General features: G+C 50.3%; 2 protein-coding genes. Both read left to right on the top strand.

What is annotated here, in order from left to right; translation table 11 throughout:
• Positions 1-256 precede the first annotated feature (256 nt).
• Positions 257-931 (top strand): nitroreductase family protein, encoded by a 675-nt coding sequence (locus tag HMPREF0658_RS05260; RefSeq protein WP_006949155.1) that lies wholly within the window; start codon positions 257-259, stop codon positions 929-931.
• A 29-nt stretch (positions 932-960) separates the two neighbouring features.
• Positions 961-2472: a leucine-rich repeat domain-containing protein gene (locus HMPREF0658_RS10655; RefSeq protein ID WP_006949156.1), complete on the top strand. Its 1512-nt coding sequence runs from the start codon at positions 961-963 to the stop codon at positions 2470-2472.
• The last annotated feature ends 269 nt before the right edge of the window (positions 2473-2741 follow it).

Consider the following 2741-nt stretch of genomic DNA (forward strand, 5'->3'; position numbering starts at 1 on the left):
CGGCAATAAAATTTGTAGAAAAGTTTGCGTCTTTCTGCAATGCTACACCATTATTATATGTACACGCACTCTGCATCATTTTTATTCTTTTGTTTGAATAACGGCGGCAAAGGTAGGCAATCATTTTGAAATGGGCAAACTTTTTTTAAGAAATGGCATGGTTTCATGCGCAATCCAATCTTATGACCAAAAGGATGCAAACCATACGGGGAAAATCATTATCTTTGCAAACACAGAACACAAATAATCAACTACGATGACCATTCAAGAAGCTATCCATGCACGACACGTCGTGCGTAAATACCTCGACAAGCCTCTGCCTGTCGACGTGGTAAAGTTGCTGAACGAAAGAATTGCAGAAAACAATCGGAAGCATGGCATCAGCATGAAGTTAGTGGTGAACGACGGTAAAGCTGTGCCCGCTTTCTTTCGGTTGCTGTTTCATGCCAAAGGGGTGAACAACTATCTCATACTCTCAGGTGCCGACACGCCTGATACCGACCGCATGTTAGGCTATGCGGGTATCGACGTGATGCTCTATGCTCAAACGCTGGGACTAAACACATGGTGGTCGGCCTCTTTCAGCCGCAGCCATGTGAAGAAAAGTGCGGACGGCACACGCATCAGCGGCATCATTGCTATCGGTTATGGAGACGGACAGGGTGTGCCCCACAAATCAAAGACTATCGACGAGGTAAGCCGCTATGAGGGTGATATGCCTGAATGGTTTGTGGCAGGCGTAAAGTCCGCCCTGCTTGCACCGACCGCCCTCAATCGCCAAGCGTTTATGCTTGTGGGGGAAGGCAACGACGTAAGTCTCTCGTACCGTCGCGACAAGTGGAGTGAAACGAATATCGGCATCATCAAATACTGCTTCGAGGTAGGTGCCGGCATCGAACATTTCGCATGGAAAGAGATTTCCTCCATTTAACATCAACTCTCATTTTTAACAACATACCTATGAAAAAAACTTTATTACTACTTGCATCCGTGGTTTCGTGTCTGTCACTGTCGGCACAAACCATCACCCTGAAAAGCGACATGCCCAAGGGCGGTACCGTTCGTCTCTACATTGCTGCAAAGGGGAAAACCGTGAACATCGATACCGGCGACGGTACGCCGAAAGCCTATGCCGTGTCCGACCAAGTGGACAAGCCGACGCTTCTGTCTTTGAAAGCATCGGCCGACAAACCGAACGTGAGGATAGAAGGCGATGTGGTTGGCATGGAATGCTCGTCGATGATGCTGACCGATATCGACTGTTCCGAGGCCACGTCGCTGCTTATCCTGAAATGCGACATTAACCGGCTGACTGCGCTCGATGTTTCGCACAACACGCATTTAGCACGCCTCTACTGCAACGACAACCTACTATCGACGCTCCAGCTGGGCACGGCCGACAATCTGTTGTTGCTCCATTGTCAGGAAAACAAGCTCACATCGTTGAATCTCGCGGGTGCTGCTAAGCTCATCGAGCTGGGTTGTTATCGCAATCAACTGACCGCACTCGATGTTACGAAATGTGTGAAATTGGTGACGCTCAATGTAAGCCGCAACAAAATAAAAGCTATCGACCTTCAAAACTGTCCGCTCTTGGAGCAGTTGTCGTGCGAGAAATGCAAACTCAAGGAGCTTAACATAGCGAACAATCCTAAGCTCACCCACCTCTATTGCGGAGAAAATGCGCTGACGGAACTTGATGTAACCCGCCAGACACAGCTGAAAGAGCTAAATTGCAAACTGAACGAATTGCCGACCCTCAATCTTGCGAACAACACGGCATTGCAGGAATTATACTGCTTCAGCAACAAACTCACGGCGCTGAATCTCGACGCACAGCCAGCCCTGACCACGTTGAGTTGCGGAGACAATGCCATTGCCACGCTTAACCTCACTCACAACAAGCAACTGCAAGAGGTCAGCCTCAGTTATAATCGCCTCACCGATTTGCAGATGACGAACCTCCCCGCACTGGTTGCCATCGGATGCGACAACAACCTGCTCACCACGCTTTCCGCAAAGGGATGCACGGCGTTGCAGATGATGACCATCGACCACAACAAGTTGTCGGGCGATGCTGCGTTATCGCTTGTTCAAAGTCTGGAGCAAGCTCCCGCAGAAGGCGGCACACTCGTGTACTACAATGCGGCGGAGAATCCGGAAAAAGACGACAATGTGCTGACCGACCAAGCCATCACTGTGGCCAAACAAAAAGGCTGGCGCATACTCAACGGCGAGGATGAAATAACCACAGGCATGAAACAAATTGCCCATGAGGCGGCCTTTACCGTGGAAGATGGCGTCATCACATTCACATCCGGCATCCGTCAATGGAACATTGCCACACCCGACGGTGCCACCGTATGCCGCGGAACGGGCAGCAAGGCGCAGCTCCCGCTCGAGAAAGGGATTTATATCGTCTCTTATGGCGACGGCATGCACACGCATACCGCGAAGCTGATGGTACGATAATCCACCGCTTCGCTTCAGAGGCCGACTTCCCCTCCGCCCTGCAACGTCTGCACCGCAATGAGAGGAGAAGTCGGCCTCGCTGTATCTGTTAGGTGAATTCGGGATAAGAGAATCTTATCCAATAGCCCAAAGGAGCAATTTCGTGTGCGAAATTCCCTCCGCGGGTTGTCGGGAAGCAATTTTGTGTGCGAAATTCCATCCGCGGATTGTCGGGAAGCAATTTTGTGTACGAAATTCCATCCGCGGGTCGTCGGGAAGCAATTTTGTAC

This window comes from Hoylesella marshii DSM 16973 = JCM 13450 (genome assembly GCF_000146675.1).
GTDB lineage: Bacteria > Bacteroidota > Bacteroidia > Bacteroidales > Bacteroidaceae > Prevotella > Prevotella marshii.

Bases quoted from the DNA above. Each gene is read 5' to 3' on its own strand.
- HMPREF0658_RS05260 (WP_006949155.1), top strand. From the start codon at position 257: ATGACCATTCAAGAAGCTATCCATGCACGACACGTCGTGCGTAAATAC.
- HMPREF0658_RS10655 (WP_006949156.1), top strand. From the start codon at position 961: ATGAAAAAAACTTTATTACTACTTGCATCCGTGGTTTCGTGTCTGTCA.